4 protein-coding genes are annotated in these 2,793 nt (G+C 67.2%); 2 read left to right on the forward strand and 2 right to left on the reverse strand.

Features of this window, described 5'->3' with window-relative positions; genetic code table 11:
* Positions 1 to 64: 64 nt before the first annotated feature.
* The gene (locus tag LH128_RS27110; protein WP_008832897.1) at positions 65 to 583 is read right to left on the reverse strand and encodes a YcgN family cysteine cluster protein; all 519 of its coding nucleotides are present in this window, start codon (positions 581 to 583) and stop codon (positions 65 to 67) included.
* Positions 571 to 1,188: an SCO family protein gene (locus LH128_RS27115; RefSeq protein ID WP_008832898.1), complete on the reverse strand. Its 618-nt coding sequence runs from the start codon at positions 1,186 to 1,188 to the stop codon at positions 571 to 573. The genes LH128_RS27110 and LH128_RS27115 overlap by 13 nt, the downstream gene beginning before the upstream one ends.
* Before the next feature lie 75 nt (positions 1,189 to 1,263).
* Between LH128_RS27115 and LH128_RS27120 the strand changes: the two genes are divergently transcribed.
* On the forward strand, positions 1,264 to 1,905 hold the full coding sequence (locus LH128_RS27120; protein WP_008832899.1) for an ankyrin repeat domain-containing protein: 642 nt from the start codon (positions 1,264 to 1,266) through the stop codon (positions 1,903 to 1,905).
* Between the two features lie 11 nt (positions 1,906 to 1,916).
* Entirely contained in the window at positions 1,917 to 2,573 is a 657-nt protein-coding gene (locus LH128_RS27125) for a COQ9 family protein (protein WP_008832900.1), read from the forward strand.
* The last annotated feature ends 220 nt before the right edge of the window (positions 2,574 to 2,793 follow it).

Consider the following 2,793-nt stretch of genomic DNA (forward strand, 5'->3'; position numbering starts at 1 on the left):
CGGTCGCCGACCTCGACGACCAGCTCTTCGCGCGGATCGCGCCTCAGCCAGTCGAGCATCGCGTTCAGCGCTTGGGCTCCGGCAGGACGTCCCACGGCGCACTGCCGTCCTCGGCCTCCCACTCCTCCTCGTCCTCGTCGCCGTAGGGCCAGACGATGTGCTGTTCGAGCGGCCCGGCCACCGTCTCCGAGATCACCTTGCCCGCGACCGAGATGCCCGCCTCGTGCACCGTGTCGCGGCTGCCGCTGACGAGGTAGTGCCATTCGGGCAGCGGGTCGCCGTCGGCACGCAGGCGGTAGGCGCAGCTCGGCGGAAGCCATGCGTAGCGACCCGCGCTCTCGGGCGTCAGCTTCAGGCAGTCGGGCACGAAGCTGCGGCGGTTGGCATAGTCGCTGCACTGCGCGGTCTTGAGGTTGAGCAGCTTGCAGGCGACGTTGGTGTGGTAGATCTCGCCGGTGTCCTCATCCTCGACCTTGTGCAGGCAGCATTGGCCGCAGCCGTCGCACAGGGCCTCCCACTCATCGCGGGTCAGGCGGTCGAGGGGCAGTTCCCAGAAGGGCTTTTGGCCGCTCACTTCACCCACTTTTCAAGCTCGGCCTCGACCGCCTTGCGGCCCTGGTCGGAGGGCAGCATTGCAATGGGCTTGCCGTCGGGGTCGAACAGGTAGGTGATGCGAACGTGATCCATCAGGTAGCCGCCGGGGGTGTCGGAGCCCTTCTTGTAGTAGATCGCGAAGGCCTTGGCAGCACTTTCGATCTGCTGCGGCGTGCCGGTGAGGCCGAGCAGCTTCGGGCCGAACGCCGAGGTCCACTGGCCGACGATCTCGGGCGTGTCGCGCTGCGGATCGACGGTGATGAAGATCGGCTGCACTTTCGCCGCCTTGGCCGGTTCGCGCTTCGCAAATTCGGCGAAGCCGCGCATCGTTTCCTGCATGTCGAGCGGGCAGACGTCGGGGCAGAAGGTGTAGCCGAAGTAGACGATTCGCCAGCGGCCCTTGAAGCTGTCCCAGGTGACCGGCTTGTTGTCCTTGTCCACCAGCGTGAACGGCCCGCCGATGGCCGCGCCTTCGAGCGGCGGACGCTCGACCGCAGGCTGCTTTGAGCAGGCGGAAAGCGGCAGCCCCGCCAGCAATACGAGTGCAAGGGGAGCGAGACGACGTGCAAGGTATGTCATGGCGCCCACGCTCATGACCTGCTAGACGCCTCCATGCAAGGCGCGGATGGCGGGGCGCGCGTAAAGACCTGTGGTGGAAGGACGTTAGAAGTGCTGAAGATGACGATACGCCGCGTTGTGGGCCTTTCTCGCATGGTCCTCAAGGTGGCTGTTCCCGTGTTCGCGATGAGCCTGCTGATGACCTCGCCCGCCCGCGCCGACTTCTCGGAAGGGTACAAGTTCCTCGAAGCGGTGAAGAAGAAGGAAGGCGACAAGGTCGAGGAGGCGATCATGAAGTCCTCCCAGATCATCAACGCCAAGGACGTCACCACCGGCGAGGGCGCGCTGCACATCGTCACCGCGCGCCGCGACCTGACCTGGCTCAGCTACCTCATCGCCAAGGGCGCCAACGTCAATGCCACCGACGATCGCGGGCGCAGCGCACTGGAACTGGCGGTGAACCTCGGCTGGCGCGAGGGCGCGCAGCTTTTGCTCGATCAGAAGGCCAGCCCCGACACCTCGAACGACGCGGGCGAGACACCGCTGATCTTCGCCGTCCACCGCAAGGACCTGCAACTGACCAAGGCGCTGCTCGAAGCGGGCGCCAATCCCGACCGCTCTGACAATTCGGGCCGCAGCGCGCGGGACTATGCCAAGATCGAAGGCGGCAGCGGGCAGCTGATGTCGGTCATCGAGACTTATGGCAAGAAGGGCGCGAAGACCGCCAAGCCGGTCTACGGCCCGACCTTCTGAGGACGTTGGAAATGACGCAAGAAGCCGTCTCGCTCGACGAACTGCGCCTGCAACTGGCTCCGCTGGTGGCCGATGCCGCCGTGTTCGACGGCTGGACTGCCGATGCGGTCGCTTCGGCCGCGGTTTCGGCGGGTGTCGATCCGGCGCTGGCGGCCTATGCCTTCCGCGACGGGGCGATGGCGATGATCTCCGCGTGGATCGGGCATGTCGATGCGACGATGACGGCCTCGGTCGGAGGGGGCGCGTTGTCGAACCTTTCGATCCGCGAGCGTATCCGCCGCCTCGTCTGGGCGCGGCTGGAGGCCGTGGCGGGGCGCGAGGAAGCGCTACTGCGGGCGCTGACGATCATGGCGATGCCGCAGAACATCGCCGCTTCGACGCGGCTGGGCTGGCGCAGCGCCGATGCCATGTGGCGGCTCGCGGGCGATACCGCGACCGACTACAACCATTACACCAAGCGCGCGATCCTGGGCGGCATCTATGCGGCCACGCTCCATGCCTTCGCGCGTGACACCAGCGAGGACAAGGCCGAGACGCGCGCCTTCCTCGACCGCCGCATCGCCGGGATCATGCGCTTCGAGAAGGCCAAGTCGCAGCTGCTGCGCAAGCCCGACGAGCGGTTCAGCATGACCCGCCTGCTCGGCCGGATGCGCTACCCGGCGCGCTGACCTTTGCATCCTCCCTGTCGCGCAGCGATGGGGAGGGGGACCGCCCGCGCAGCGGGTGTGGAGGGGGAGAACCCCCTCCGTCAGCGCTTCGCGCTGCCACCTCCCCATCGCTGCGCGACAGGGAGGAGACGCGCCGTCATCAGGCCAGCGCGGCCTTCAGCGCATCGGCGAGATCGGTGCGCTCCCAGGGGAACAGGTCGCCCTCGGGCTGGCGGCCGAA

Origin of the sequence: Sphingomonas sp. LH128 (assembly GCF_000293195.2) — a bacterium.
GTDB lineage: Bacteria > Pseudomonadota > Alphaproteobacteria > Sphingomonadales > Sphingomonadaceae > Novosphingobium > Novosphingobium resinovorum_A.

Excerpts from the sequence above, each read along its gene's own strand:
- LH128_RS27125 (WP_008832900.1), top strand. The coding sequence starts at position 1,917 with ATGACGCAAGAAGCCGTCTCGCTCGACGAACTGCGCCTGCAACTGGCT.
- LH128_RS27115 (WP_008832898.1), bottom strand. The coding sequence starts at position 1,188 with ATGAGCGTGGGCGCCATGACATACCTTGCACGTCGTCTCGCTCCCCTT.